Annotated in this window: 25 protein-coding genes, 1 riboswitch and 1 other annotated feature; of the genes, 16 read left to right on the top strand and 9 right to left on the bottom strand. The window is 50.4% G+C overall.

Annotated features, from left to right (window positions below; translation table 11 throughout):
• Window positions 1-21: 21 nt before the first annotated feature.
• The 3 genes from MHI42_RS33030 to glpK all read left to right on the top strand — a co-directional run bounded on the left by MHI42_RS33030 (window position 22) and on the right by glpK (window position 3,793).
• Window positions 22-738, top strand: coding sequence for a response regulator transcription factor (locus MHI42_RS33030; protein ID WP_039301726.1), 717 nt, complete (start codon window positions 22-24; stop codon window positions 736-738).
• Window positions 739-2,178, top strand: a complete 1,440-nt coding sequence (locus tag MHI42_RS33035; RefSeq protein WP_342421932.1) for an ATP-binding protein — start codon at window positions 739-741, stop codon at window positions 2,176-2,178. It abuts the gene before it with no gap.
• Between the two features lie 121 nt (window positions 2,179-2,299).
• On the top strand, window positions 2,300-3,793 hold the full coding sequence (gene glpK / locus MHI42_RS33040) for a glycerol kinase GlpK (RefSeq protein ID WP_042138644.1): 1,494 nt from the start codon (window positions 2,300-2,302) through the stop codon (window positions 3,791-3,793).
• A gap of 196 nt (window positions 3,794-3,989) precedes the next feature.
• Here glpK and MHI42_RS33045 read toward each other — a convergent pair whose 3' ends face one another.
• From MHI42_RS33045 to MHI42_RS33070, 6 genes are all read right to left on the bottom strand, one after another.
• A complete protein-coding gene (locus MHI42_RS33045; RefSeq protein WP_342421933.1) occupies window positions 3,990-4,982 on the bottom strand; it encodes a 3-oxoacyl-[acyl-carrier-protein] synthase III C-terminal domain-containing protein in 993 nt (330 codons plus the stop codon).
• A 102-nt stretch (window positions 4,983-5,084) separates the two neighbouring features.
• Window positions 5,085-5,435 (bottom strand): hypothetical protein, encoded by a 351-nt coding sequence (locus tag MHI42_RS33050; RefSeq protein WP_171716702.1) that lies wholly within the window; start codon window positions 5,433-5,435, stop codon window positions 5,085-5,087.
• Window positions 5,436-5,635: 200 nt separating this feature from the next.
• Window positions 5,636-5,998, bottom strand: coding sequence for a carboxymuconolactone decarboxylase family protein (locus MHI42_RS33055; protein WP_039301873.1), 363 nt, complete (start codon window positions 5,996-5,998; stop codon window positions 5,636-5,638).
• 51 nt (window positions 5,999-6,049) lie between these two features.
• Entirely contained in the window at window positions 6,050-7,693 is a 1,644-nt protein-coding gene (locus tag MHI42_RS33060; protein ID WP_342421934.1) for a thiamine pyrophosphate-binding protein, read from the bottom strand.
• Window positions 7,694-7,811: 118 nt separating this feature from the next.
• A riboswitch (cyclic di-GMP riboswitch) is annotated at window positions 7,812-7,908 on the bottom strand.
• 504 nt (window positions 7,909-8,412) lie between these two features.
• Window positions 8,413-9,663, bottom strand: a complete 1,251-nt coding sequence (locus MHI42_RS33065) for a HAMP domain-containing methyl-accepting chemotaxis protein (protein WP_039301736.1) — start codon at window positions 9,661-9,663, stop codon at window positions 8,413-8,415.
• A 123-nt stretch (window positions 9,664-9,786) separates the two neighbouring features.
• A complete protein-coding gene (locus MHI42_RS33070) occupies window positions 9,787-10,746 on the bottom strand; it encodes a YafY family protein (protein ID WP_342421935.1) in 960 nt (319 codons plus the stop codon).
• Between the two features lie 152 nt (window positions 10,747-10,898).
• Here MHI42_RS33070 and MHI42_RS33075 point away from each other — a divergent pair, with 152 nt between their 5' ends.
• On the top strand, window positions 10,899-11,750 hold the full coding sequence (locus tag MHI42_RS33075; protein WP_342421936.1) for an SDR family NAD(P)-dependent oxidoreductase: 852 nt from the start codon (window positions 10,899-10,901) through the stop codon (window positions 11,748-11,750).
• A 128-nt stretch (window positions 11,751-11,878) separates the two neighbouring features.
• Here MHI42_RS33075 and serA read toward each other — a convergent pair whose 3' ends face one another.
• Both serA and MHI42_RS33085 read right to left on the bottom strand, forming a co-directional pair.
• Window positions 11,879-13,471, bottom strand: coding sequence for a phosphoglycerate dehydrogenase (gene serA / locus MHI42_RS33080; protein WP_342421937.1), 1,593 nt, complete (start codon window positions 13,469-13,471; stop codon window positions 11,879-11,881).
• A gap of 241 nt (window positions 13,472-13,712) precedes the next feature.
• Window positions 13,713-13,939: a binding site (T-box leader), on the bottom strand.
• A gap of 113 nt (window positions 13,940-14,052) precedes the next feature.
• A complete protein-coding gene (locus tag MHI42_RS33085) occupies window positions 14,053-14,958 on the bottom strand; it encodes a hypothetical protein (RefSeq protein ID WP_171716697.1) in 906 nt (301 codons plus the stop codon).
• Between the two features lie 65 nt (window positions 14,959-15,023).
• Between MHI42_RS33085 and MHI42_RS33090 the strand changes: the two genes are divergently transcribed.
• The 3 genes from MHI42_RS33090 to MHI42_RS33100 are packed head-to-tail and all read left to right on the top strand — an operon-like array spanning window position 15,024 to window position 16,818.
• Window positions 15,024-15,617, top strand: coding sequence for a type II CAAX endopeptidase family protein (locus MHI42_RS33090; protein WP_039301751.1), 594 nt, complete (start codon window positions 15,024-15,026; stop codon window positions 15,615-15,617).
• On the top strand, window positions 15,614-15,991 hold the full coding sequence (locus MHI42_RS33095; protein WP_342421938.1) for a hypothetical protein: 378 nt from the start codon (window positions 15,614-15,616) through the stop codon (window positions 15,989-15,991). Before MHI42_RS33090 ends, MHI42_RS33095 begins: the two co-directional genes overlap by 4 nt.
• Window positions 15,982-16,818 carry a metallophosphoesterase gene (locus MHI42_RS33100; protein ID WP_342421939.1) on the top strand — a complete coding sequence of 279 codons (837 nt, stop codon included), beginning with the start codon at window positions 15,982-15,984 and terminating at the stop codon, window positions 16,816-16,818. The genes MHI42_RS33095 and MHI42_RS33100 overlap by 10 nt, the downstream gene beginning before the upstream one ends.
• A 662-nt stretch (window positions 16,819-17,480) precedes the next feature.
• Here MHI42_RS33100 and MHI42_RS33105 read toward each other — a convergent pair.
• A complete protein-coding gene (locus tag MHI42_RS33105; protein WP_342421940.1) occupies window positions 17,481-18,407 on the bottom strand; it encodes a polysaccharide deacetylase family protein in 927 nt (308 codons plus the stop codon).
• Window positions 18,408-18,492: 85 nt separating this feature from the next.
• On the opposite strand from MHI42_RS33105, the gene MHI42_RS33110 reads away from it, so the two are divergent.
• The 9 genes from MHI42_RS33110 to rpsA all read left to right on the top strand — a co-directional run bounded on the left by MHI42_RS33110 (window position 18,493) and on the right by rpsA (window position 26,163).
• Window positions 18,493-18,864, top strand: coding sequence for a hypothetical protein (locus MHI42_RS33110; RefSeq protein WP_171716572.1), 372 nt, complete (start codon window positions 18,493-18,495; stop codon window positions 18,862-18,864).
• Window positions 18,865-19,150: 286 nt separating this feature from the next.
• Window positions 19,151-19,765 (top strand): genetic competence negative regulator, encoded by a 615-nt coding sequence (locus MHI42_RS33115; protein ID WP_039301763.1) that lies wholly within the window; start codon window positions 19,151-19,153, stop codon window positions 19,763-19,765.
• A gap of 150 nt (window positions 19,766-19,915) precedes the next feature.
• Window positions 19,916-20,611: a glutamic-type intramembrane protease PrsW gene (gene prsW / locus MHI42_RS33120; RefSeq protein ID WP_039301765.1), complete on the top strand. Its 696-nt coding sequence runs from the start codon at window positions 19,916-19,918 to the stop codon at window positions 20,609-20,611.
• Window positions 20,612-20,687: 76 nt separating this feature from the next.
• A complete protein-coding gene (locus tag MHI42_RS33125) occupies window positions 20,688-20,834 on the top strand; it encodes a hypothetical protein (RefSeq protein WP_171716693.1) in 147 nt (48 codons plus the stop codon).
• 151 nt (window positions 20,835-20,985) lie between these two features.
• Window positions 20,986-22,344 carry a germination protein YpeB gene (ypeB, locus tag MHI42_RS33130; protein WP_342421941.1) on the top strand — a complete coding sequence of 453 codons (1,359 nt, stop codon included), beginning with the start codon at window positions 20,986-20,988 and terminating at the stop codon, window positions 22,342-22,344.
• Window positions 22,345-22,531: 187 nt separating this feature from the next.
• Complete coding sequence (locus MHI42_RS33135; RefSeq protein ID WP_171716691.1) at window positions 22,532-23,185, top strand: flagellar brake domain-containing protein; 654 nt, start codon at window positions 22,532-22,534, stop codon at window positions 23,183-23,185.
• 213 nt (window positions 23,186-23,398) lie between these two features.
• On the top strand, window positions 23,399-24,109 hold the full coding sequence (gene cmk, locus MHI42_RS33140) for a (d)CMP kinase (protein ID WP_171716690.1): 711 nt from the start codon (window positions 23,399-23,401) through the stop codon (window positions 24,107-24,109).
• The gene (locus MHI42_RS33145) at window positions 24,106-24,693 is read left to right on the top strand and encodes a lysophospholipid acyltransferase family protein (RefSeq protein WP_171716689.1); all 588 of its coding nucleotides are present in this window, start codon (window positions 24,106-24,108) and stop codon (window positions 24,691-24,693) included. The genes cmk and MHI42_RS33145 overlap by 4 nt, the downstream gene beginning before the upstream one ends.
• 156 nt (window positions 24,694-24,849) lie before the next feature.
• On the top strand, window positions 24,850-26,163 hold the full coding sequence (gene rpsA / locus MHI42_RS33150; protein WP_081970066.1) for a 30S ribosomal protein S1: 1,314 nt from the start codon (window positions 24,850-24,852) through the stop codon (window positions 26,161-26,163).
• Window positions 26,164-26,321 lie beyond the last annotated feature (158 nt).

A 26,321-nucleotide genomic window follows, 5' to 3' on the forward strand; every position in this document is an offset into this window, starting at 1 on the left:
GATGAAGGGGTTGTTGTGTAAATGGCAGAGCACTTGAATAGAATTCTGGTGGTGGATGACGAAGAACGCATCCGCCGCCTGCTCAAAATGTATCTTGAAAAAGAAGGTTATGAAATTGACGAGGCGGAAGATGGGGAAATTGCTCTGCGCAAAGCAACAGCCAATGACTACGGTCTGATATTGCTGGATGTTATGCTGCCGGGCATCGACGGGATTGAAGTGCTGACCAGACTCAGAGGAGTCAAATCTACACCGGTCCTGATGCTTACTGCCAAGGGTGAAGAGATTAACCGGGTTCAAGGGTTTGAAATGGGCGCAGATGACTATGTCGTTAAGCCGTTTAGCCCGCGTGAAGTGATTTACCGGGTTAAGGCGATAATGCGCCGTTCTTCCGCAACTGCTTTTTTGTCCAAAGAGAGCAATTCAAGCAACAATATCGTGTTTCCGTTTCTTATTATTGAGCATGATGCACACCGCGTAACCGCCGGCGGCCAGGAGGTAAGTCTGACCCCTAAGGAATATGAGCTGCTGCATTATTTGGCGATCTCACCGGATAAGGTGTTCTCTCGTGAGGAACTGCTCAAGGATGTATGGAATTACGAGTTCTTCGGAGATCTGCGTACCGTGGATACCCATGTCAAGCGTCTTCGCGAGAAACTGAATAAGGTGTCCCCGGAATCGGCGGCTATGATCACTACCGTATGGGGAGTCGGCTATAAGCTTGAGGTGCCTAAATAAGTGAACTTCTGGAGAAGTCTTGTCGGTAAGCTGTGGATCACGATCATCTGTCTGGTTGCTGTCGTGCTCATTACGCTGGGGCTGTTTCTGTTACCCTACATCGACAGTAATTTCGCCAATTCCGGGGCGATCAAGCGTTTATTTATGTATACCTGTATGATCGGGTTTTCCTTAACGACATTCTTTGCCTTATTCCTGTTTACGAAGATTACCCAGCCGATGCAGCAGGTGATTGAGGCGGCCAATGATATCCGCCGCGGCGAATACGGGACGAGACTGACGCTGGTTACCAGCGATGAGATCGGACAATTGGCGACATCCTTCAATCACATGGCAGAAGAGCTGGAAGAGAATATACGCAGTCTGAATAATGAAAAAGGGCATTTGTCCAGCGTCCTGCGCAGTATGAGCGATGCCGTGATCACCTTCGATATTGAGGGGCAGATTATCCTCACCAATCCGCATGGCCAGACGCTGCTGGAAACCTGGAGTGACCTTACCTGGGAGCAGGAAGAGGATGGCGGGCTGTATCCGCAGGCTGGACCTGCCCGTGATGTGCCTCCGCCGCTGCGGCCGCTGTTCTTCAGTACACTCAGCGTAGGAGGCGATCAACGCTCCAATATCCATGTCCGGCAGGGTGTATGGTCTGTGCATATGGCACCCTTATACTCCGAAGATAATCTCCGCGGTGCGGTGGCGGTGCTGCGCGATGTGACGGAGGAAGTGCGGCTGGAGAAAATGCGCCGCGATTTCGTCGCCAATGTCTCGCATGAGATCCGTACACCACTCTCGATGATGCAAGGCTACAGCGAGGCGCTGCTGGATGGAATGGCCTCCTCCCCGGAGGAGAGCAGCGAGCTGGTCCAGGTAATCCACGATGAATCGCTCCGTATGGGCCGGCTGGTGAAGGATTTGCTCGATCTGGCCCGCATGGAAGCGGGGCATACGGATATGCTGAAGGCGCAAGTGGATGCAGGGGAACTGCTGGAACGGGTGTACCGCAAGTTTTCGGTCAGAGCCAAGGAGCGGGATATCATTCTTGAGCTGAAGAAACCGGATACCGAATTGCTCCTTAAGGCTGCCGATGAAGACAAGCTGGAGCAGGTGCTCACCAATCTGCTCGACAATGCCTTCCGCCACACTCCGGCCGATAAACGGATATCCATTCGGGCGGATTCCACCGTGCTGGAAGGCCGGAGGGTTCTGGAGATAGAGATCCGGGACCAAGGGGTAGGCATTACGCCTGAGGATCTGCCGTATATCTTCGAGCGCTTTTACAAAGCCGACAAAGCGCGCGTAAGGGGAGAATCTGGAGGAACCGGTCTGGGACTAGCGATTGTGAAGAACATCGTCGAGTCGCATCATGGGAGTATCCACGCCTCCAGCAAGCTTGGAGAAGGCACCGCTTTTACCCTGCGGCTTCCTGTCGAAAAACAGTAAATCCGGACAATGCATGACAGCGCCTCTGACAGCAGAGGTGCTTTTTGTTGAAACCACCACATTAATCTTGTTCAACGTGGAACATATCATAGAAGCTGAGGCTTGCAGGAGGCTGTGCATAATGATCTTATCCTTGGACCAAGGTACCACCAGTTCACGCGCGATCCTCTTTGATGAGGAGGCGGGAATGATCGCGCAAGGGCAATATGAGATTAGACAATCCTTTCCCCGGCCGGGCTGGGTAGAGCATGATCCGGAGCAAATCTGGGAGAGTCAGCTTGCTGCGGCCAGAGACGCTATCGCGGCAAGCTCCGCCCCTGCTGATAGTATTACGGCCATCGGCATTACCAATCAGCGTGAGACTGCACTGATCTGGGACAAGGCTACCGGAACGCCGGTCTATCCGGCGATCGTCTGGCAGGACCGCCGGACTGCAGAGCAGTGTGAGGCGCTTAAGGCGCAGGGAATGGCCGGAGAGATCGCTGAGAAGACGGGTCTTGTCATCGATGCGTATTTCTCGGCAACGAAGCTGGCCTGGATTCTGGACCATGTGCCGGGGGCCAGAGAGCGGGCGGACCGGGGAGAGCTGCTGGCCGGAACCATTGACAGCTGGCTGATCTGGAAGCTTACAGGAGGCGCTGTGCATGCTACGGATGTTACCAATGCTTCACGGACCATGCTCTACAATCTGCATGAGCGCAAATGGGATGACGGCCTGATTGAGGCGCTGCGCATTCCGCCCTCTATTCTGCCTGAAGTAAGGATGTCAGGCGGGGACTTCGGGGCTGCAGACAAGCAGTGGTTCGGTGCAGATATTCCCATCCGTTCTGTGCTTGGGGACCAGCAGGCGGCATTGTTCGGTCATACCTGCCTGGAAGCAGGCAGCGCCAAGAACACCTACGGCACCGGCTGTTTCATTCTGATGAACACAGGCACTGAGGCAGTGACTTCGAGTCATGGCCTGTTGACCACGGTAGCCTGGGGTATGGGAGACGAACTCTATTATGCCCTTGAGGGCAGTGTGTTTGTGGCTGGAGCAGCGGTACAATGGCTGCAGGAGGGCCTTGGGCTGATTGTAGCTCCGGCGGACTCGGAAGAGAAGGCGAGTGAGGTGGAGGACAGTGAGGGGGTTGTGGTCGTGCCGGCCTTTACCGGCCTTGGTGCACCCTACTGGGATATGTATGCCAGGGGCGCCGTGTTTGGACTGACCCGGGGAACGACCGCCGCACATCTGGTCCGCGCAACGCTGGAGTCGCTGGCCTTTCAATCCCGCGATGTCATCGGGGCGATGGAAAAAGACGCAGGCATGCCGCTCAGCGGCCTGAGAGTGGATGGAGGCGCCGTGCGCAATAATCTGCTGATGCAGTTCCAGGCGGACATTCTTGGGAGCGACGTAACCCGTACTACGTATGCGGAGACCACAGCGCTCGGCGCTGCGCTGCTGGCAGGACTCACCTCCGGCATATGGACCCGGGAGCAGCTGGAGAGCTTCAATAAGGCCGAGAAGGTATTCTCACCGCAGATGGAGACGGAAGAGCGTGAACGCCGTTACAATGCCTGGCAGGACGCGGTGTCCCGGACTATGGGCTGGGAGAAGCATGAAGGACAGAGGTAACAAGAACAGCTGCTGATATGGCAGACTGCGCTTACCGGATGAATCGGATAGATTCACCTCAGGCAGGATGAACGCTGCAGGTTCTGCCTGGGGAGAGTCGGGCCCTGACGTGTACATAAAGAAACAGCCCGCTGGCAGGAATTCTGCTGCGGGCTGTTTGGATATCAACAAGAAACTATAAGTTCAACGGCTAAGATTAATACTCCATTACAAAAGCGACATTCTGCCAGCCGGCGCCTACTGTCCAGAACAGGACCTTGTCTCCGCGTTCCAGCTGTCCGGTAGTCACTGCTTTGTGCAGGGCGATAAACGGGCTGCTGGTGGAGGTGTAGCCGAATTCATCCCCGATGTAGACGGCTGCATCAGCGTCAATTCCGGTTTTGCCGGCAACGGCCTTGATATTCGGAAGTGACAACTGCGAGAAGCAGGCGGCCTTGATGGATTCAGGTGCGATTCCGTTATTGCTGAGCAGGGTGTTAATTGATTCTGAAGCAGCATCCACACAGATGGAATCATCGAACGGGATGAACTTCACATTGAATTCTCCGGCAGCCACACCCGTACGTCCGAGATTGGCTAAACCTTCCGCCGGGAACAGCGAGTTGCCGTAGACGCAGGTATCGGTCTGATAGATCGAATCAATGAAGCCTACCGAATTCTCGTCACGCTCCAGAATGAGCGCGGCAGCTGCATCACCGAAGTTGGCGTAATATACCGGGTCATTCTTGTCCGCATGCGGGGCAACGTAGTCAGAACCAATGACAAGTGCACGGCGGATTCTTGGGTTCGCCATCATTTGACGGCTGACCTGTTCAACCGAAGCGGTCATTCCTGCGCAGTTGGCATTACTGTCGATACAGATCGTATGCGATGCACCATTAATCAGGCGGTGAATCATCAATGAGTTCGTTGGGAAAATATATTCAGGAGTCTGGCTTGCATAAGCGATCAGGTCAATGTCTGCGCCGGTCAGGCCGGTCTTGTCCAGTACATTGCTTGCGGCTTCAAAAGCCATCGTCAGGGAGTTCTCATCCTTGCTGTCGATACTGTAGCGGTTTTCACGGCCAAGAGCAGCCAGCAGGCCACGGATATCAATTCCCTTCTCATCGAAGTGCTGAATGAAGAAGTCATTGCCGATGCTTTTGCTTGGATGATAGATAACAATGTCCTTAATGCGAATCCCTGCCATAGTAAACCTCCTAAAAGTTTGGGTAGCCCGTAAGCATACACTTAGTTTCGTGAGCGAATCCTGCGTTTCAAACCGCTAATAATGGTTTAAAAATAAGTTAACCTAAGCTTGTACCGTGGACGTGATTTCCAGGTTTTCGAGTCCTGCTTTGCGGCCCAGACGTGCCAGCTGCATTTTGAGAATAGGGTTATTCTCAAGGGTAAGGCTCACTTTTTGGAAGCCGTCTGCCTTGAACATGATGAAGCAGCCTTCGAGCAACGGCACAACATCAGGAGCGGTTACATTCAGCTTGCGGCAATCGATATCCAGTGCATATTCGGATGGGTTGATCGGATTGATGGTCTGCTGATAGGCTTGTATCGATTTAAGACCGTCCTCGTTCGAGAAGGTTCCTTCCAGCTCGATGTTAATTACTTTCTTCGCATTGTCTGTCTTCAAAATAAATTGTCCCATGTTCATCTCTCCCGTAATTTTAATTGCATGACTATTCAGAGTGACCTGATGATTCATCATGTTGATATCCCAAAAAACTACGTTCCTGCGACGATATTCGACAAAGTGAACTTGGTTTTGGGATATTTTGCCTTCATTATAACCAGAACTTTCTTGAATACGCAATACAAAAGTCGAATGATGTAATATTGTGTTATTAATTATCGAATTTCTTCCAGCGTCTCCAGCAGAACATTGAACGCCGAGATCACTCTGGGTGCGCCGATACAAGGTGTCAAATGAAGCAGGATACCTTTGATTTGATCAACGGTCATCCCCACGCGGAGCGCCATTACATAGTGAACACCCAGCTGCTCAAATTGTCCCATGGTGATCAAAGAAGAGATGACGGCAATTTCTTTCCAGTCTGAACCGATGGTGGTCCGTTGAAAAATATCACCGTATGCATTGCCCATGATATACTCGGCTAATTCGGGAAAATGCTCTTTAATAGGAGCTAGGGCTTTGGCCCCATAGTCCCCGGAAAGATTGGTGAAATGGTCCAGTCCGCTGTCTACGTTCATATTCACTTGTTTGCCTCCTGATAGTAAGTTAGGAAATCTGTAACATACAGCCTAGTTGAGATCCAGTGTACGGTGGGCCGTAGGAGGCATTTCGTCACGGTCAGTCAACAGCTCAATAACAGCTACGCGGTTAAGTTCAACTGCTTGGCTGATTGCAGAGGCAAACTCCTCTTGCGTCTCTGCGCGGAAGCCGGTGGCTCCCAGGGACTCAGCAAACTTCACTGCATCCATGGGGACTTCAAAGATGGTTCCATCAATACGTCCGGTTGTTTTTTCCATACCCTTAAGCGCCATATCCAGCTGCATATTGTTCACAACGATGAAAATAACCGGGATATTCTTGCAAACTGCTGTGTTAATTTCAGTTCCGAGCATCATGAAACAGCCGTCACCGGTAATGCAGAAGACCGTCTCTTCCGGCGCAGCAGCCTTGGCACCGATGGCCATGCCGATTGAATTCCCCATGCAGGCGAAATAGGCATCAAATATAAAGCTCCCCGGTTTCTTCACGTTGAACCATTTGACCGCATTGAAGCCGTGGCTGCCGTCATCAACAAACACGCTGCTGTTGTATGGAATCAAATCGCTCATCGTGCTCATTACCGAAGCCAGCGAGAGCTTGGACAGCACAGGCAGCTCTTCAGTATAGTGATTGGAGATTTCTATTTCACGTCTGGTTATGGTGGACGGATCAATCTTGCCGAGATACAGCTCCAGGTTGTCACGCAAATCGCCGCCGACGGAAATGGTATCGGAAGTCAGTATTTTACCGACAAAGGTTGGATCAACATCAAACTGGATCAGCTGATCCGGATGATTCTCCTTCTTAAGATTGCATATGGTCATATCGCTCAGACGCGAACCAAGCACGATAAACAGATCACTGTTGTTCAACATCTCATCCCCATGCGTACATCCGCCAACGCCCACAGGACCGTGATAGAGCGGGTGATCCGCAGCAATGGCTCCTTTACCGCCGGGGGAGGTTACTACAGGTATGTTGAAGGTCTCGGCCAATTGAACCAGTTCCTTGTGCGCACCGGAGCGGTTGACTCCTTTACCGGCAATGATCAGAGGTCTGCTGGAAGCATTGATCGCTGAAATGACCCGTTCGTAGTTGGCGTAGCTGACGAGCCTTTCCCGCTGCGGAAGGACAATCCGGCATTCTTCAAGGCGCTCGGTCTGAACATCAAACGGAATACATAAATGAACAGGTCCTTTCTTGTCACCAAGGGCGATAGACAGGGCATGATTGAAAATCGTACTGAAATGGTCGCCGCGTTCAACCAGCTTGCTGAAAAGAGTGGCCGGTCTGAACATGTCTGCCAAATCGGCAAGGTAGGATGTGGAATCCTGACACTGGGGAATCCCCAGCTCTTTAATGGACTGATGACCGGTAATGAAGAGCACCGGGAGATTGTTGGCTTTGGCGTGTGCTGCTGCGGTTAACAGATTCGTTCCGCCGGGACCGGAAGTGCCGAAGGCAACCCCGAGACTGCCTGTTTTCAGTGCATAGCCGCCTGCTGCGAAGCCAGAGCTGGACTCATGCCGGCCGGGAATAAACTCAATGCCATAGTCAACAAGTTTGAGAGCTATAGGACAAATGGACTTGCCAATAATACCAAAAGAATGTGTTACCCCAAGATCGCGTAATGCTTCCGCCATATAATCTGCAACTGTCTTCAGAACATCCACCCCACAAGTTGTTTTTTGATTGTATGCTAGCAATAGAAAACCTGTACTCGAAATAGGAGCACAGGCCTGTTGCACGAATCACCATTACTGAACGCGGATTCCCGGACGTTCATAGTTTTTCAGCAACCTGGCTGTCATGATCTCACCGGATAAGTGAGACTGTAGATCCATGGCTTTGCGTCATTCCCTTTCGGTGAATTTTGCCTCATATGTTGTTATCAATACAGCGAAGGATAATTTTCCTTTACAATATATTCCTCGCTCGCCTTTTGTCAATAAGCCTTTTGCAGCAAAACGCGAAATTTGGCGAATATTCAGATGTAATAGGAGATGAAATATTAGATATTCAAACTTTTGAAAATGGATGCGTCTGGAAGACCAAAGTCTTATAATGCAAATGCAGAAAAAGAGCGGAATTTAATCTGCATAAGCCATAAGCCTCATAACATCATGGGAACCTCATAAAACTATGCAGATGTATTAGAATTATAGGCTGGAAGAACCCTTAAATAGGTCTTAAGAAATAGGTGATTAAAATTTAAAATAATGTTAGTTTATTAGTAATAAAGAATTAGCAGTAAAGAAGTGCAAAGGCGTTATTTTAGGGTTATGCACTATTTTAACACTTTGTGAATATTACATTACAATCTGCTTTTTTCATGCCAAAAAGAGACCGTTCCCGCAGACTGCTCTGCGGAAAGGGTCTCTTTGGGCTGCTGCTAGAATTTGAAAATATGGATTGTTTTTTGCAGCTGGAAGACAGATTGTGTCATTTTCTCGGTCTCTTCCGCTACGGACTGCAGGGCATGAATTTGTTCGTTCATTGCCGCGGACACCTCCTCGGTACCTGCTGCCGTCTCCTGGGTAATGGCCGAGATATTCTCGATTGCCCCGGAGATCTTGAGCGCACTCTCCAGCATCAGATCACTCTCAGCGGAGAAGGAGGAGATCTGCTCGGTTATGTATTGCACACTATGTACGATCTGCGCGAAAATATGTGCGGTCTCCGTTATCATCTCGTTCTGCACCTGAACAACCTCTTCATTAATAGCGATGTTATCGATAGCCTGCTTGATATCGGCTTCGATGCTGCGTACCAGCCCGAATACTTCCTTGGTGGAGGCGGTTGATTCTTCGGCAAGCTTGCGGACCTCCTGCGCTACAACTGCGAAACCGCGTCCGTGCTCACCTGCGCGTGCAGCTTCAATGGAGGCGTTAAGCGACAAAAGATTGGTTTGTTCGGCAATTTCCGTGATGGTCTTGGTGATCATGGTAATGCCGCGGGCATTCTGTGAGAGCGCTTCGATCGTATCTGCTACTTTTTGTGTAGCCTGGATATTCTTCCGCATGCCTTCGGCTTGAGTGTCTACGGACTGGCGTCCCTTTTCAACCAGCTCCAGTGTATGGGTGGAGCGTTTGTTCATTTCCTTGGTAGAGTTCGTATAATTGGAGACTTTGGTTTCGATATCTTTGATCGATTCCGTCATGTCAGCAATATCCACCGAGATTTCATTCGCACCCAAGGCAAGTTCGTTGGAGGAGGAGGCTACCTGTGCCATTACGATCTTCAGGTTCTGGTTCTTGTCCTCAATCCCCCGGCTGGCATCCATAACCTGGCGGGTAAGCTGTGAAACGTCGGTCAGGATCTTCTTCAATTTATCGATCATAGTGTTGAAGGAGCGGCTGATGTCGCCCATTGATCCGTTCTCGTCTGCACGGCTGGTGAAGTCGCCTTTGGCGATAGTATGCGTCACATTGGAGATATCCTCAAATGAAGATGTAAGCGTTCTCTCAATGAAGCGCGCAAGCGGGTAGGTCAGTGCGGCCAATACCGCAATCAGAATAATACCGATAATCACCTTTCCCATTGCAATGAGCGTAATTAACACAGGGACAGCGAATAAAGCGGCAACCAGGTAACATCCGGCAACGATTCTTTGTTTTAACGGCAGCTTGTTCATCCAGTCCATAGACTATAGTTCCCCCTAGAATTAAATATTGTGTATTGTAATATTATAGGGGGTTAATGCGTAATCGGTCTATTGTAAGAACTGACATAAAACTTCTTTCCGGGCTGCTCCAAAAGAGTATGTTTACACATTGTCTTCATATAATGCAGCCGCTTCCCGCAGAGTGGCCGCAACATTGTCTGCAAGCTCTGCCGGAGCGGTAACTCTAATGCCCGGGCTTAGGGATAAAATGATCCGGCAGGCAGACTCCGGCGTATTGAATTCGGCTTCGACGGAGTGCCAGCCGGGTGAAGGTGAATGCTCCTGGTATAGTACGGAAACATAACGTTCTTGTTTAAGATCCTTCATTATAGTGTCCTTCACGAGCAGCTGGGCAGGATAGCGGGGCAATGCAGATTTGAATGCCATGGTAGAAGCTTCCCAGTAATGTGCCAGATTGAAATCCTGAGGTCTGCTAAAATATTCATCCGTGACTTCAGCACTACTTATTCTGGATACCCGGTAGGTCCGCATTTCACCGCCTGTTTCGGCCACGGTGTACCAGACACCACGTTTGGCTACGAGTCCAAAGGGTGAAATCAGCCGCTCTGATCTCTCCTCCCCGCGCATGTAACTGATTTTCACTTTACGGTCCTCCCATATAGCCTCCTGTAATGCAGTGAGACTGGGATAGGTTTCGCCCGACGGATGCCAGCCCGCACCATCAATATGAATACGCTCATTAAGAAGGCTGAAGGCGGTAGCGGGCTGTCTTGCACCAGCGGCCTGCAGCTTACGGACAGCGGAAGAGAACTCCTCCTGAATCCCCAGCGCCTGCAGAATTGCCGGGTCTGCGGGCAGCAGCAGCGCACCAATCTCTTTGGGGTTCATACCTGTCAGGGAGGTCCGGTAACCCTCGGCCAGCCTCCAGCCTCCCTCACGGCCGCGTTCTGCCAGCACGGGAATGCCGGAGATGCTCAGTGACTCCATATCCCGGAAGATGGTCCGTTCGGAAACCTCCAGCGTTTGTGCCAGCTCGCGGGAGCTTATTTTACCGCGGCTTTGCAGCAGCAGCAGAATGGATAATAGTCGGTCTGCTCTCATGGATGATGGCCTCCTGGTTATAATGAAATGCTTAAGCAGAACATATTTTAAGTTTATCATATATATATGTCAGTTGATGTCATATATAAAAGTTAATATTAATAAAAGATAACTTCATGATCATCTGATGAAAGCTGAGAGGAGCGGATATAATGACAGAGTTGCAGGGGAAAGTTGCATTAGTTACAGGCGGGAGCAGGGGAGCGGGCAGAGGCATCGCCCTGGAGCTGGCCCGCGCAGGTGCGTATGTGTATTTTACGGGTAGAAACGCCGGTTCAATGCAGGAAGGGGGCGAACGGACACTTGCCGGTGTACTCGGTGAGATTCACAGCTTCGGCGGAGAAGGATCGTATATCCGCTGTGACCACACCAATGACGCGGAGACGGAAGCAGTGATCCGGCAGATTGCCGCGGAGCAGGGCAAGCTTGATATTCTGGTCAATAATGTCTGGGGAGGCAATAATCTTCCGATTGAGAACAAGCCCTTCTGGGAGCTCCCGGCTGCTCACTGGGACCATATGTTCAATGCCGGAGTCAGGGCGCAGCTCATGACTAACTATTATGCTATTCCGCTGATGCGCAGTGAAGGTGCAGGTGCTGGCACCGGGAAGCTGATCATTCATACCACCTTCTGGGACCAGTATAAATATGTAGGGAACTTCTATTATGATCTGTCCAAAAATGCGCTTGTGCGCATGGCCTACGGATTGTCCCTTGAGCTGGCTGCGGATGGGATCGCTGTGATTCCCTTATCACCTGGCTGGATGCGTACAGAACTGGTGCTGGAGAGCATGAAGACGGATGAAGAGCACTGGCAGGAGGTAGAGGAGCTGCAGGACAGTGAGTCTACAGCGTACATCGGCCGGGCTGCCGTGGCGCTCGCTGCTGATCCTGGGGTGATGCAGCTGACAGGCAGACCCCAGCAGGTGGGGAGTCTGGCGGAGAAATACGGGTATACAGACACAGACGGGCGGCGGGTCCCCGTATTTAACATTCCGGAATAACCCGTAAGCCGGAGGATGCAAAAACACTCTTTTGAAATGCCAGCACGGGCCGGCATTCCTCAAGAGTGTTTTTTGGTGCGCTTATATTGAACTCAGGTATTCCAAGAATATAAGCCCGCGTTCTTCAGCTACAGCAGAGTGATCTCTTCCGCAGTATTGATCTCCGGCAATCCGGCGAGCTTGACCAGTACATCCTGCGGAACAGCCTTGTCAGCGGTCAGCAGCATAATCGCAGCTCCACCGACAATTTTACGGCCAACCTGCATGGAGGCGATGTTGACGTCGTTCTGGCCGAGCAGTGTACCGACGAGTCCGATGATACCCGGCTTATCGTTATGGGAAATGACGATCTGATGACCTTCCGGAGCGATATCTACCGGGAACTTGTTAACCTGCACAATCCGTTCGCCATAGCCTTGCAGCAGGGTTCCGGCAACCAGGCGTTCTTCGTCATGCTCAGCCTTGAGTGTAACGGTAATAAGGTTAGTGAAGCCCTTGGTCTTGGAAGCCTTGGTCACTACTACGTTAACATCACGCGTCTTTGCCAGGTGCATGGAGTTGACGATGTTAACATCCCCGGCAAAATGGCGGGAGAGCACGCCTTTGACAATATAGCGGGTCAGCGGCTGTGTATCCACGTCGGAGAGGTCACCGGCATATTCCACATGAATCTCGCGGATCGCTCCATCTGTAATCTGAGTCACAAAGCTGCCGAGCTTCTCGCCGAGGGTGAAGTAAGGCTGCAGCTTGTTCATTACACTAGGAGCAACCGGAGGGATGTTCACGGCGTTAATGAACGGTTCGTTGCGCAGAATATGCAGCACTTGCTCCGATACATCGATCGCAACATTCTCCTGGGCTTCAACGGTCGAAGCACCCAGATGCGGAGTCACGATAATCTTCGGATGCGAAAGGAACGGGTGATCCGCTTCCGGCGGCTCTTTTTCAAAGACGTCAAAGGCTGCTCCGGCAACAATACCGCTGTCGATTGCTTCAACCAGCGCCATCTCATCAATTACACCGCCGCGGGCACAGTTGATGATGCGCATTCCTTTTTTCATGACTTCAAATTGCGGACGGGAGATCATGTGGCGGGTTTCCGGTGTCAGCGGTGTGTGAACAGTAATGAAGTCTGCTCCCCGGATGATGTCATCTACCGAAGCCAGCTTTACTTCCAGTTTCTCCGCACGGTCAGCAGTCAGGAAGGGGTCGTAGGCCAGAATATCCATTCCAAAAGCCTTGGCCCGTTTGGCCACTTCGCTGCCGATCCGTCCCATGCCGAGCACACCCAGCGTTTTGCCGCGCAGCTCTACGCCGAGGAAAGTCTTCTTGTCCCATACGCCGGAGATGGTCTTGGCATAGGCTTGAGGAATGTGACGGGCCAGTGCCATCATCATGGCAAAGGCATGCTCACAGGTGGTGATCGTATTTCCGTCCGGAGCATTAATGACCACCACACCGCGTTGTGTAGCTGCCTCCAGCTTAATATTGTCCACACCGACCCCGGCACGGCCAATCACTTTAAGATTAGTACCGGCTGCGATAATTTTCTCAGTCACGGTTGTCTGGCTGCGAACGAGTAAGCCGTCGTATTCGCCGATGATTGCAATAAGCTCGTCTTCACTAAGTCCTGTTTTTTTGTCCACAGTCACATCGCTTGCGTCCATCAATTGCTGAATGCCCAAATCACTGATCGGATCCGATACTAATACTTTAAACATGGTCTCTTGTCCTCCTTCAAATTGGAAAGCCTATTATATATGCCAAGGATTCCCTGGTGGGGTAATCCGCAGTACCAGATTCATAAAAAAGGATTGAAATTTGTTGGAACAACGGGGCAACGCGTTGTCGCATAAAAGAAAAGGCGTGCAGAAATGCTGATTCAGGCAGTGTATGGGCAGGGTAGGCAGATTTAGAGAATCCGGGTACAAAAAAAACTCCCTACCCCATACTACTGCCGTAGTAAGGGACGAGAGTTCTCGTGGTACCACCCTAATTCACTGCAACGGTTAAGAAGCAGCCTCATTGGCCTGAATAGGCCACACTGGTAACGGAGGTGATCCGATTGTATCTACTCAAGGTTCAATACAATATCTCAGGAGCGCTAAAGATTTCCGTCTGCCACCGGTTTGCACCATCCACCGGCTCTCTGAAGACATCAGTAATCTTTGTTCCATCATCGGTTTTGCTTGATTAATTTTTCATAATGTAACATGGTGATGCCAAGTGTGTCAATAGGCTTCTTCTGCGGCGGGCCGCCTTGAAGTGAGCCCTGTTTTTCGTTATGATGCAATAACTGGTCCTACTCATAGAAGAAAGGGAGTTGAGGCATCGTTTCCTTGCCGTAATATTGCTCCCGCCATTTAATGAAGTCCTGCTCCTGCACGGCACCGGTAGAAATGAGCAGGGTGACCGACGACTGGATATCCCCAAGCTTCAGGGAACTGGCGGTTCCGGAATAGATCATATCGTCGATCTTGGCTGTAATATCCTGCGGGTCATAGCCGGCATAAATTCCGCGGTTCAGCATTATGTTTGCGATAGAAGCATTCTTGAGGAGCAAAGGCATCTTTTTCCACTGAATGAAAGTCAGTGTCTTCAGTTCCCCGGAGGCATCGGGTATAGCAGAGTTGGCCTTGGCTCCCCACTTCAGCATAGAATCATAGAAGTTCTTCTGGGCCGTCAGTCCGAATTTCACAGCGCTGGCGGTAAAATTATCACTTCTCAGCAGCTTGGCGGCTTCGGCTCCTGAAGATCCGGCAGTGACCTTCCCTGAAGCCTGTGAGAAGAGGGTCAGGCTCTTAAGGACGTTAAGCTGTGACTCATACAGCAGCGGCGAATTGGTGAAGAGGGAATCCTGCGTGACCTTGTCATACTGCTTGTCCGCCAGAATGCTGAGGTTCTTCAACGTTGCCGCGTTCTGCCGTGCATCTGTGCTGCGTGCAAGGCTGTCCACCTGATCGTTCCAGTTGCGCTTGAATTCCCGATAGGGCAAAAATACGTTATGATAGAACGTAACAAGATCCTGCTGCTGGTAGGAGCCGGAGAATTCCTCCGTAACTTCATGCCCGGCCAGCTGTGCATATTTGGCCTCCGTTTTGTCTGCTCCAACCTTTACTCCCGTAAAAAATGAGGCGAATGCGGATATTAGAAACAATATAAAACCTAGTGTGTACAACATTTGAGTGCGGGAGGTACGGCTGTTCATAATTAGTGCTCCTTCGTATAGGGAAATTATCTTATGTAAAAATATTAAAGAACAGGCAGGTTACGATGAAAAAATTCAAATTGGGTGAAATCAAAATCAAAAAGGCCGATCCTCAGCAGTTAACGGACAAGCTGCTGTTAATAAATCTGTATATTACTCAGGGCCTTACTCTATTTATCGGTTTGATATGGATATTATTACAGAAAAGAAATCCTATTCACATATTAAATTTTCCGGAGAATGCACATTTTGTGTTTTGGGGCCTTGGACTTGCTGCTGTTATGCTGGTTGTTGATTTCCTGCTGACCCATATTGTACCTGAGGACAGCATGGATGACGGGGGGATTAATGAGCTGCTGTTCGGCAACCGTCCTTTGTGGCATATTATTGTCATTGCAGCGATTGTCGCAGTATGCGAAGAGCTATTGTTCCGTGGCGCCATACAGCATTCACTGGGGCCGTACTGGACGAGCATTCTCTTTGCTGTTATTCATGTGCGTTATCTGCGCCACTGGATTCCAACCGGCTGGGTATTTCTCAGCAGCTACGGTCTCGGCTACATCTATATCCATTCCGGCAGTCTATGGGCACCGATCCTGTGCCACTTCCTCATAGATTTGTTCTCAGGAATGGTGATTCGTTACAGGAGGGCATCATGAGCGAAGAACTAAGCCGGGTAAGATCCCGCCAGAAACAGTATAAGGGCGGAGGACAGTCTCCTGTCAAAGAAAATAATGGAAATGGTTCTTCCGAATCAGCTGCCGGACAGCTGGAAGCTCCAGTCCTTGCTTCAGGAACTTTATCGAGAAAGGTCCGACATGCTGAGAAGCCAACCTCCAGGAAACCGAAGCGTGAAGTGGAGCAGCAGGAAGGAGAGGCAACCCCCTCCCGGGCGCAGAGTTATCCGTCCGAACGAATCCGTTTCAGCAAAATGTTTATTAACTCGCTGATCGTCATATTTGTAATGCTGCTCGCTTTTCTATTGTTCTGGGGAATAAAAGGAGCACCTCCGCTGCATGAGCTATGGCAATGATGTGGCTGCTGATTCTCTTGAGCGCTTGTGCTGGAGTGGCGGGGACTGCGGGTATAGTCATGGTTGCCGCAGCCTTCAAAAAACGCATTATTGCCGAGGAAATAGTGCTGGACAGACTGCCGGCTGCTTTTGACGGCTTCCGTATTCTGTTCATTACCTATATTCACCGCCGCCGTCTTCCGGCTGCTATGCTGGCACCGCTCCGCGGGAAGGTGGATGCAGTCTTCCTGGGCGGCGATCTGACGGAAAAGGGCAGTCCGGCGGAACGCCTGCTGGATAATATGACGCTTACAGCTTCTCTGGCGCCTGTCTACGCAGTTCATGGCAATCATGATTACCGGGCGAATATCTCGCTTGTCGATAATATCATCCGCGGCAGCGGAGCCAGACTGCTGCTGGATGAGAATGTGACTATTGAACGGTCCGGGTCAAGGGTAATACTCACCGGCATGGATTTCCCGAGAAAAGGCGGCAAGAAGGCCTATTCAGCACTGCCGCCCGTGGCTGCCGCAGACACAGAGCTCCTGCGGATCATCCTGGTGCATGATCCGCTGTGGCTGTCCCAGCAGCAGGAGGTGCCCGCTGATCTGATATTGGCTGGACACACACATGGCGGACAAGTGGTGCTTCCCTTTATCGGAAGCAGGCATGGGGATGAATTCTACCGTCACTATAATGCCGGCATGTACGAAATTCCCGGGTACGGGACTGCCGCTCACCCGCTGAAGCTGCTGATCAGCCGTGGCTTCGGGACTGCGCACTTACCGCTGCGCTGGGGCAGCCCGGCCGAGATGCATGTACTTACACTCCGCTGCAGGCAGAATTAACACTTATAAACAATCAAGAGACTGCCTCAAAAGCCATGTAATGGCTTCTGAGAAGTCTCCTTTTTTTGAGTAAGATCAACGTTTGCACTTGATTGGATGCTCCGCGAACGGACCGTTGTTCCAATCGCTGTGCTCTCCAGATTTTTTTCATTCCCCTTGGCGGTGAAAATCCGGAGACCAAGGCGACCGCTACCGCTTTTCCGCGGGTCAGTCCGTCCTCTCCACTGTCTAAGCGAAAAACGAATCTTCAATCTTAAAAAACACACATTAAAAGAAACCGCTCGGCAGCGACCCGACTTTCGAACGCTTAATTAATTGCTTCCGCTCTGAGCGGATGGATGAGGAATGTCCTCAAAGCGGTATATAATGCCGTGCTTCGGTTTCTGGCGAGGCGAATGCCAATTGCTACACCTTTGTTTGGGGCAACGCTGCACCAAGTATGCAGGAAATGGGGGAGTAGTAGTGTATTTGGACAACTGAAGTATAATTGGGGCTTCCGGTGCGTTCTGCTTCGCACATGGAAAAAGTGACGCTTGGGGTCGGGTGGCTTTCGCTTGCCGATCCTATGCTAAAGCAAGCCACGGTGGATCAAAAACGCAAGGCCGTGATTCCCCAATAACAGGAGAATCACGGCCTTGCTGTTTTGCGGTTTTCAGATAGACTTAACGCATTTTCAGTTCAATGCTGCGCGGATCGACAAAGCTGTAGCCTTTGCCCTCAAGCGTAGTCAGCAGTGTATCCAGCGCTTCCACGGTCCACGGGAGCTCATGCATCAGAATATTGCTGCCGGAATGCAGCTGGCTGGTAACATTTGTGATCAGCTTTTCCGTTTTATTCGTGTCCTTTTCCTTCATCTCCCAGTCCAGCGAGCCGACAGACCAGGTCATATAGAGCAGTCCGTTGTCAGCGGCGATTTTTTTGCCGACGTCACCGCCTGCACCGTGCGGCGGGCGGAAGAACACGGGAGTCTGACCGGTGACCTCCTTGACAATATTCTGCACATCTTCAATCTGTTTCTTAACTTCAGCTTCGGATTTATCCTTCAGCACAATGTGATCCCAGCTGTGATTCCCGATAATGCCGCCGCGGTTATGAATCAGCTCAAGCAGCTCAGGATGCTCCTTCACCCGGTATCCGTTGACGAAGAAAATGGCTTTGGCCTTGTGCTTGTCCAGCGTATCCATCAGCGGATTGATTAATTCCGCATCCTTGGGCCCGTCATCGAAGGTCAGCAGGACGACCTTTTTGTTGGTTGCGGCATCGTTCGGGATGATGTCGTAGTTTTTGTTCATATGGTACAGCAGCGGTACTTCCTCTGAAGCTGCCGCCCCGGTTGGCTGAGCGGTTGCTGTAACTGCCGCATCTGCTGTTGCGGCAGGAGTTGCCTGCGCAGCGGGGGATTCCCCGGCAGGAGAGTCCGTCTGAGCCGGAGCAGAGGCAGGCTGGTCAGTGGCAGGCTGTACTGTAGCCGGAGGCTGTGATGCGTTCCCCGCAGCGGTGTTGCCTGTATTCCCGTCGTTGTTGCTGCAAGCTGACAGCAGAAAAGCAGCCAGGAGCAGCAGTGTTGTTGCTTTACCCACTTTTTTCATCTCGCTTTCTTGTTGTTTGGCTGTATGAGCCGGAATCTTTCCGCGAACACTAAGCATGATTTTACCATACAAGGAGGTTAGAGATATGAATACTTCGTCATTTCTGTGCGGAGTGCTGATGGGTGCGGCCGCCAGTATGATTATGTCCAAAAAACGCAGCGCCATGATGTCTTCACTGCTTCACACGGGCGGTTCTTCAGAAAGTGCCGGTGAGAAAGCCAAGGACAAAATTATGGGAATGGCAATGACCGGCTTCGGAAGTACCGCTGAGGGCAGCAGCCATGATAACGGCTCTCATGCTTCCGGCAGCAGCGAACACAAGCAGGAGGATTCACCGGTGAAGTCCAAAGAATCCAACCTGAATATGCTCAAAGACTTCATCCGCAGCAATCCCGATGTGAAACATGAAGTAGAACAGATTCTCAAGGATACACATACAGCCATACCGGGATTGTAACCGGAATAGGCCGCTGCAGAATCATTTTGGAGACACCAAAGTCGCCAGAATGATTCTTTTTTCTGCCCGCGAAGAGGTTTCGAATACATGCATGTGCATACAACGAAAAGGCGGTGAAGCCGGGCTTTGCAGATATTGGGCAGTAAATTGGGCCTTTTCTATATTTATTTACGTGCATTTGTAGCGTCAAAATGATAACATACATACATAGTAACCATTTTTGGCTCATTACTCGGGACTCATCATACATTAATACTAAATGAGCTTGCAAAAGGAGGATCCTGTCATGAGAATAGAGCGATTAAGTCAAGATAAGATACGGATTTTCCTCACTTTTGACGACCTGAGCGAGCGGGGCATCCAGAAGGAAGACATGTGGCAGGAAGTTCCCAAGGTGCACGACCTCTTTACGGAAATGATGGATCAGGCGTACAGTGAACTTGGTTTTGACGCTACCGGTCCGCTTGCCGTGGAAGTTTTCGCATTGCCCGCGCAAGGCATGGTCGTTATTGTGACCCGGGGGAAATATGATCACCATTCGTACGGTGGTCCCGGGGAAGATGAATTGCCTGAAGAGATTTACGAGATGGAAGTTACTCTTGAACAAAGCGACTCCATTGTGTATGCATTCCGCGATTTTGAGGTTCTGGTTGAAGCGGCCCATGTGCTCATCGGCAATATTACTTCTCAAGGACAGCTGTATTCTTATAATGATAAATGGTATCTCTACTTCGATCCGAAGGAATTCGAAGAAGCGGCATTATCGGGTCTTGTAGGCGTGCTTGCAGAGTTTGGAGATTCATCTCCGGTTACTCAGGCTGTTCTGGCTGAATACGGCAAGACAGTGATGGCGGAGAATGCAATCGAGACCTTATGCACTCATTTTAAACGCCAGGAATAAAGACGGAGAAGGGCAAGGAAGCATCGGCTTAACTGCCCTTCCCTGAGGTTTTGCTGACGGGAGACGATCGTATTTAAGGACGGGCAGTAGTTCAGCCCTGGATTGAAATTCAGAAAGATACTAGTTTTTAGGCGCGGGGGAGGCTATTCGGTGCTTTTGTTATCGGTCATTTCGTCAGCAGTGGCACCGGGACTTGCGCTGCTGACTTTTTTCTATCTGAAAGACAAGTATGATCAGGAGCCGCTCCACATGGTGCTGAAGGTGTTCCTGCTCGGCCTGATTATAGTACTGCCGGTGATGATTATCCAGAGAGGTCTTGTGCTTGGTCTGGACGGCGGCCCTTATGTAGATTCGTTTCTGATCTCCTCCGGCGTGGAGGAAGGTCTGAAGTGGTTTGTGCTGTACCATATGATTTACAATCATACCGAATTTGACGAGCCCTATGATGGAATACTATACGCCGTGGCGATTTCGCTCGGCTTCGCAACGATAGAGAATGTAATGTATGCCTGGTACAGCAATGCTTCAATCGGTTCAATGGTCATGAGGGCGCTGCTCCCGGTATCCGGCCATGCCATGTTTGGCGTGATTATGGGATATCATATGGGGAGGGCCAAGTTTTCAAAAGGAGTCAAGACCAGAGGGATTCTGCTTATTTCCCTGCTGCTGCCATGGCTCTGGCACGGGATTTATGATTTTATACTGACAACTACGGCTAATTATTGGATCTGGTTCATCGTGCCCCTGATGGCTGTTTTATGGTACGGAGGGATGGGCAAGGTGGCGCGGGCCAACAGCCGCTCCCCGTTTCGTTTTTTGAAGCGGGAGGAAGAGGTTAACCTATAATAGAGATGGACACACTTAATCCTACAGGGCAGTTCCGTAAGGCTAGGAATTCCAGAGAGGAGAGGGGTGTCTTTTTTTGCGTGTAAAAGTTCGGATTGTCTGCAAACAGTGCGGCGAAACCTACATATTAAGAGGAAACAAGGAGCAGGGAGTCATTCAGACCGGCTTCAAGCAATGCTTGTGCAGCAGTGTCAGCGGTTTCGATATTGAAGAGCGGGCCTGACAGCTGTTAACCGAATAGAAGAATTTCTATTTCTCCCTGAAACGCCCCGTCCTTTAAAGAACGGCGCAACTGTTTCCGCATGGGTGCATAAGACTTCTCAGTTATTGTCAAACTAACGGCAATAAGCTACTGAAAGGAGTTTGACGGACCTATGTACAAAAGATTAAGCGCCATAATGTTCCCGCTGACCGCACTCTTGCTGCTTGGAGCACTGGTCTGGGGGTATCAGGAGAACCAGGAGAAGAATTCGATTCTGATCAAAGCGGAGAACCAATATCAGCGTGCGTTCCATGATCTGTCCTATCATGTGGAGCGGCTTCATGGAGAGCTGGGTAACACGCTGGCGGTCAACACCACCTCCAATGGAATGCACCGCAAGGGTCTGGTGAATGTATGGCGGATTACAAGCGAGGCGCAGAACGAGATCAACCAGCTGCCGCTTACGCTGCTGCCGTTCAGTGAGACGGAGGAATTCCTCTCGAAGATCTCCAATTTCTCCTATAAGGCAGCGGTACGGGATTTCACCAAGAAGCCGCTGACCGAAGGTGAAATGGCTAACTTGAAGACACTTTATGCGAATTCGGCGGAGATCTCCAAGGATCTGCAGGATGTTCAGAACAAAGTCATCAGCAACAGGCTGCGCTGGATGGACGTAGAAACGGCACTTGCTACAGAGGAGAAAGCGGAAGACAACACGATCATTGACGGGTTCAAAACAGTCGACAAACGGGTTGCTGCCTATCCTGAGCTGGACTATGGACCTTCAGTAGCCAGCATCTATGATAAGCGTTCAGTCAAGAAGCTGGGCGGCAAGCCCGTCACAGCAGAGCAGATCAAAGCCAAGGCATTGAAATTCGCTGATTTGGGCGGGAATGCCAATGTGAAGATGCAGGAGAACGGTAAAGGAACCGAGTGGGCATCCTATACGGCTACAATCTCATCTAAGGAGCATAAAGAGCCGGTCACCATGGATTTCACCGCAGAAGGCGGGCTGCTGATCTCCTACAACGACAACCGTGAGGTAGGTCCGGCCAAGGTGTCCATGAAGCAGGCCGTGGAGAAGGCCGGCAAGTTTCTGGAGAAGAAGGGTTATCCCGGCATGACCGCAGTCAGTGCAGACAGATATGATAACCTGGGCAACTTAACCTTTGTTACCAGCCAGGACGGTGTCCTGATCTATCCGGAGAAGATGACGGTACGGGTTGGACTGGACACGGGAGAAGCCACCGGATTCCAGGCCAGCGATTATGTGCATGAGCATAAGGAGAAGCGCGTGATTCCTAAGCCGGAGCTGTCCCTGGCCGAAGTCAGAGCCATGCTGAACCCGGAGTTCAAGGAGCTGTATAACAGGCTGGCCTGGATTGAGAATGAAGATGCTGAAGAGCTGCTGACCTATGAATTCGGAGGCAAAATCAACGGCTCACAGTTCCGGATCTATCTGAATGCTGCTGACGGTAATGAGGAAGCGGTAGAGCAGATCCGTACCTCTTCCGGAGCACAGGACAAATAACCGGAGATACAGGCTGAGTAAGGTTAACTTTAATAAAAGGCGCATTTCCAAAAGTGGAAAGCGCCTTTTTTGCTGGCCGGATAACGGTATTTAACCACTTGGCCCAAATAATATTTCTGACCGGGCATGAAAGGCCATGCTATAATCGGGTTAGCATTAATTACTAACTCAAGCGGCGGTGACAGGTGTGTATCCCAAAATCAACGAATATTTATACCTGCAGGTTGCTTCCAGCGATGCAGCGGAGTCAGAGGTCGAATACCGGGCAAGAATTGCTGACATGGAGGAAGATACTTTTCTGATAGAAATTCCCATGCAGGAGAGTAACGGGCGGCTGAAAAAACTGTTTGTCGGAGATGAGCTGTCTGTTTATTTTCTTACAGAAGGCGGCATTAAAAATTATTTCAACACCCATGTAATTGGCTTCAAGGAAGAGGTCATCCGGATGGTGCGCCTGCGCAAGCCTGCTGTGGAATCCATCTTCAAAATCCAGCGCCGCAGCTTTTTCCGCGTGAATGCCGAGCTGGAGCTTGCTGTTAAAGATTCCTTGGGCAGCCGCTTTCTGGTGCGGACTGAGGATATCGGCGGCGGGGGGACCTCATTCTTAAGCGATGCCAAAATTACTTTGAAAGTTGGAGATAAGCTAGGCTGCTGGCTGCTGGTAGCGTACCGAAACGGCAGCACGGAGCATGTTAATTTCGAAGGCGAAATTGTACGGATCAAAAAGCTCGAAACCGGACGTAATCTGGTCATGCTGAAGTTTTCGTCCATTTCCGATTCGGAACGCCAAAAAATAATCCGTTACTGTTTTGAACGCCAATTTGATTTCCGTAACCGGTGACAGGACTGTGCGGGGATTCCCCAAAAGGCATCAATATAAGCTTTTTTCTCCTCAAAAACCTCCGAGTCATTTTGCACTGAGGTATAAACTGTGGTATAATTTTATAAGTCGCAGGCAATGCCTGCTTTTTTCTTGATAATATCAGCAAGTCCCTAGAGAGATATGTCGATAGGCATATTTCCTGCGGAAGAGTGTTTGAGGAGGAATGCCCCGTTGGACAGGCAGGGGACACATACTTACGACAGAATTAACGTCGCCATCGACGGACCTGCCGGGGCAGGCAAGAGTACTGTAGCCCGATTGGTAGCACGGGAGCTGTCTTACATTTATGTAGACACGGGTGCGATGTACCGGGCAATCACCTGGTATATGATTCGTGAAGGCATATCTGCGGAGGAGCATGAACTGGTGGATCAGAGGATCCAGGACATGAATATTGATCTTCTTCCGGAGAAAGACGTGCAGAAAGTGTTGATTAATGGGGAAGACATGACCCCGCATATCCGGAGTCTTCAGGTCAGCGGCCAAGTGTCACAGTATTCGAAGATCGAGGGTGTAAGATCCAGACTCAGCCAGCTGCAGCGCCAGATGGCACTCCGCAAGGGAGTCGTAATGGATGGCCGGGATATCGGTACAACCGTACTGCCGGATGCCGAAGTGAAGATTTTCATGACGGCAAGTGTGGAGGAGCGTGCTCTCCGTCGTTACAAGGAACTGAAGGATACGGAAACAGTGACTCTCCAGCAGCTTGAACATGATATTGCAGCGCGGGACCGTCTTGACGAGGGCCGTGAGATTTCACCGCTGCGCCGTGCCGAAGACGCTGTTCTTCTGGATACGACCCATATGGATATCGGTCAGGCCGTGGAAGCCATCGTCTCCCACTGCAGAACTTATGTTGACGGGGAGAGAAATCATCTATGATTTATGCAATTTGCTGTGGATTGCTTCGCTTTATTTATGCCATACTGTTCCCGCTTAAGATTGTGGGGAGAGAAAATGTGCCAAAGGAGGGCGGAGTACTGCTCTGCGCAAATCACATCAGCCTGCTCGATCCGATGACGATTGGGATTAAGCTGAAACGACAGGTGAAATACATGGCCAAGGCGGAGCTCTTTAATGTTCCTGTATTAGGCTGGCTCATTAAGCAACTGGGCGCTTTTCCTGTCAAACGTGGCGGCGTAAGCAAAGAATCCATAAAAACGGCCCTTAATACGCTTCGCGGCGGAAATGTTATGGGCATCTTTCCGGAAGGCACGCGCAATTCTGACTCCGGTGTAGCTAAGAAAGGCGCAGCAAGTTTTGCCCTTCGCAGCGGCGCAGCCGTTGTACCTGCAGCTATTATCGGATCTTACAAGCCCTTTCGGCGGATGACTGTTGTTTACGGGGCTCCCATAGATCTCAGTTCGTTTGAAGGAGCAGGAAGTGAATCTCTGGAAGCGGTAACCGATGTTATTATGGGGCGTATCCAAGAGATGATCCAAACAGGCAAGCCCAGTACGCGTTAAGCCGGGGCGCCCTGCATCTGCGAATCGCAGATGATTAATAGCATAACCGCTATTTTTTGGAACATACTAACGTACAAAGTGCAATTGATGATTGTTTTGAACTCTGCTATACGCGGGTTTAAATAAATGGGGTTTTGAATCGAGGAGGGTAATCACATGTCTGAAGAAATCAAAAATCAAGAAGCTGCGGATAACGTTGAGAACAACGAAACCGTGGAAGCAACAGAAGCTGTGGAATCCGCAGAAGCTGTTACGGGTACCGAAGAAGAAGTGACAAGCCAAGAAGGCCTGGAAATCATTTCTTTGAAAAAAGGCGATACCGTGAAAGGAACGATCGTCAAAATCGAAGATAACCAAGCTTATGTAAGCATTGGATATAAATACGACGGCGTCATTCCTATTCGCGAATTGTCTTCCGTACAACTGGACAATGCCGCAGCAGCGGTAGAAGTCGGACAAGAAGTGGAATGCAAGGTTGTCAGCATCAACGACAACAAGGAAAGCCTGGTTCTTTCCAAACGTGCAATCGACAGCGAAAAATCATGGGAAGATCTTGAGAAATACTTCGCTTCCCAGGAATCGTTCGAAGTTACTGTGGCTGACGTTGTCAAAGGCGGCCTCGTGGCTGACGTTGGCGCGCGCGGATTCATTCCGGCTTCCATGGTTGAACGTCACTTCGTTGAAGATTTCAGCGACTACAAAGGCCGCACATTGCGTGTGAAAGTGAAAGAACTTGACCGTGAGAACAGCAAGGTTATTCTTTCCGCCAAAGAAGTTCTGGAAGAAGAATTCGAAGCTAACAAGCAGAAGATCATGTCCGAGCTGTCCGAAGGACAAATCATCGAAGGTACTGTACAACGTCTGACTCAATTCGGCGCATTTGTGGATGTTGGCGGCGTTGACGGTCTGGTTCACGTATCCGAGATCGCTTGGAACCACGTGGAGAAGCCATCCGATGTAGTATCCGAAGGTGATAAGGTTCGCGTAAAAGTACTTAAGGTTGATCCTGAAAAAGGCAAAATCAGCCTCAGCATCAAAGCCGCTGCTCCGGGTCCTTGGGATTCCGCAGCTGGTCAGATCAACATCGGCGATGTAGTTACAGGCGAAGTTAAACGCCTTGTAAACTTCGGCGCATTCGTTGAACTGCTTCCAGGCGTTGAAGGCCTTGTGCACATTTCCCAGATCTCCCACAAGCACATTGGCACTCCGCATGAAGTGCTCAAAGAAGGACAGGAAGTACAAGTGAAAGTGCTTGACTTCAATCCATCCGAGAAGCGCGTAAGCCTCAGCATCAAGGAAACCGAAGAAGCTCCGGCTCCTACGGCTAGACCTGAACGCAGCAACAGCAGAGACAGAGCGCCAAAAGAAGTGCTGAACAATCCTAACGTATCGCTCAGCAATGAAGGCCTCAGCTTCACACTGGCTGAACGTTTCGGCGACAAGCTGGACAAATTCAAGGGTAACAACTAATCCCTTTGTTATTTCATCATAACGGGTAAAGTAATCGGCGAGCCCTCGATAAGAGGGTTCGCCGATTGTGTTTTACAGGCAAGTATGGAGCGGCGGAACAGTTGTAAGACTGTTAGCCAATTGTATTGTTTTTTGCTATGATGAGTAATGTAAGGAAG

It is taken from the genome of Paenibacillus sp. FSL E2-0178, from assembly GCF_038593005.1.
GTDB classification, from domain to species: Bacteria; Bacillota; Bacilli; order Paenibacillales; family Paenibacillaceae; genus Paenibacillus_AQ; species Paenibacillus_AQ phytohabitans.

Excerpts from the sequence above, each read along its gene's own strand:
- MHI42_RS33070 (WP_342421935.1), bottom strand. The coding sequence starts at position 10,746 with ATGAGAGCAGACCGACTATTATCCATTCTGCTGCTGCTGCAAAGCCGC.
- MHI42_RS33030 (WP_039301726.1), top strand. The coding sequence starts at position 22 with ATGGCAGAGCACTTGAATAGAATTCTGGTGGTGGATGACGAAGAACGC.
- MHI42_RS33085 (WP_171716697.1), bottom strand. The coding sequence starts at position 14,958 with ATGAACAGCCGTACCTCCCGCACTCAAATGTTGTACACACTAGGTTTT.
- MHI42_RS33055 (WP_039301873.1), bottom strand. The coding sequence starts at position 5,998 with ATGAACGTAGACAGCGGACTGGACCATTTCACCAATCTTTCCGGGGAC.
- MHI42_RS33075 (WP_342421936.1), top strand. The coding sequence starts at position 10,899 with ATGACAGAGTTGCAGGGGAAAGTTGCATTAGTTACAGGCGGGAGCAGG.
- rpsA (WP_081970066.1), top strand. The coding sequence starts at position 24,850 with ATGTCTGAAGAAATCAAAAATCAAGAAGCTGCGGATAACGTTGAGAAC.
- MHI42_RS33100 (WP_342421939.1), top strand. The coding sequence starts at position 15,982 with ATGGCAATGATGTGGCTGCTGATTCTCTTGAGCGCTTGTGCTGGAGTG.
- MHI42_RS33050 (WP_171716702.1), bottom strand. The coding sequence starts at position 5,435 with ATGGGACAATTTATTTTGAAGACAGACAATGCGAAGAAAGTAATTAAC.
- MHI42_RS33090 (WP_039301751.1), top strand. The coding sequence starts at position 15,024 with ATGAAAAAATTCAAATTGGGTGAAATCAAAATCAAAAAGGCCGATCCT.
- MHI42_RS33065 (WP_039301736.1), bottom strand. The coding sequence starts at position 9,663 with ATGGACTGGATGAACAAGCTGCCGTTAAAACAAAGAATCGTTGCCGGA.
- MHI42_RS33105 (WP_342421940.1), bottom strand. The coding sequence starts at position 18,407 with ATGAAAAAAGTGGGTAAAGCAACAACACTGCTGCTCCTGGCTGCTTTT.
- MHI42_RS33110 (WP_171716572.1), top strand. The coding sequence starts at position 18,493 with ATGAATACTTCGTCATTTCTGTGCGGAGTGCTGATGGGTGCGGCCGCC.
- ypeB (WP_342421941.1), top strand. The coding sequence starts at position 20,986 with ATGTACAAAAGATTAAGCGCCATAATGTTCCCGCTGACCGCACTCTTG.
- glpK (WP_042138644.1), top strand. The coding sequence starts at position 2,300 with ATGATCTTATCCTTGGACCAAGGTACCACCAGTTCACGCGCGATCCTC.
- serA (WP_342421937.1), bottom strand. The coding sequence starts at position 13,471 with ATGTTTAAAGTATTAGTATCGGATCCGATCAGTGATTTGGGCATTCAG.
- MHI42_RS33115 (WP_039301763.1), top strand. The coding sequence starts at position 19,151 with ATGAGAATAGAGCGATTAAGTCAAGATAAGATACGGATTTTCCTCACT.
- MHI42_RS33095 (WP_342421938.1), top strand. The coding sequence starts at position 15,614 with ATGAGCGAAGAACTAAGCCGGGTAAGATCCCGCCAGAAACAGTATAAG.
- MHI42_RS33145 (WP_171716689.1), top strand. The coding sequence starts at position 24,106 with ATGATTTATGCAATTTGCTGTGGATTGCTTCGCTTTATTTATGCCATA.
- MHI42_RS33045 (WP_342421933.1), bottom strand. The coding sequence starts at position 4,982 with ATGGCAGGGATTCGCATTAAGGACATTGTTATCTATCATCCAAGCAAA.